Annotated in this window: 1 protein-coding gene; it reads left to right on the forward strand. The window is 39.9% G+C overall.

The window, feature by feature from the left end; genetic code table 11:
- The coding region (locus RH85_RS02920) for an McrC family protein (RefSeq protein WP_006710694.1) at positions 1-800 on the forward strand (800 nt) is incomplete at both ends.

Raw genomic sequence — 800 nt, forward strand, 5'->3', positions numbered from 1 at the left:
ACTGATGAGCATGAAGAAGCCCGTCAGTTATTGTTGATCATGCTAAAGGCATTAAAGGGCTTTGCTCATATTCAAACCTCAAGTGCCAATATCACTAGCCAGAAAATGCCATTGCTAGAAGTATTTATCAGCCAGTTTTTAAACTCAGTGAATGTGTTGATAAAGCGTGGTTTGAGAAGTGACTATGTTCGGCAAGAAGAGAATCTAGCTTTCTTGAAAGGAAAGCTCAATGTAGGCAAGCAAGTTAGGCATAACTTCATCAATAAGCATAAGTTTTTCTGTGAATATGATGAGTTCATGCTGGATCGCCCTGCGAATCGACTGATTCATAGTGCCTTACTCAAAGTGAAGAGTTTTGCTCGTAGTGCTTCCAATCAAAAGCTTTTACAAGAACTGTTGTTTGTTTTCCATGAAATTCCTAAAAGTAACGATCATAAGCTTGATTTTACGAAGCTCAAGCAAGATCGGGGTATGAGCTATTACCAGGCTCCTTTAGAGTGGTGTCGTTTAATCTTGAATGGTTTTTCACCACAAAACATGAAGGGCAATACTAATGCTGCGTCACTACTTTTTCCCATGGAAAAAGTGTTTGAAGACTACGTAGCGAAGGTATTAAAAGAACAACTCGCTAGCAAGCACCCAGAGTTTACGTTATCGACACAAGCGACTGGTCAGCATTTAGCAACATACGACAATCGTGGAAGGTTTAGCCTACGCCCTGATTTACTGATTCGACATGGAATGAACAATAAGGTAGTACTTGATACTAAATGGAAACTGCTAGATTCAAGCATGACGCA

The organism is Vibrio ichthyoenteri ATCC 700023 (assembly GCF_000222605.1).
GTDB lineage: Bacteria > Pseudomonadota > Gammaproteobacteria > Enterobacterales > Vibrionaceae > Vibrio > Vibrio ichthyoenteri.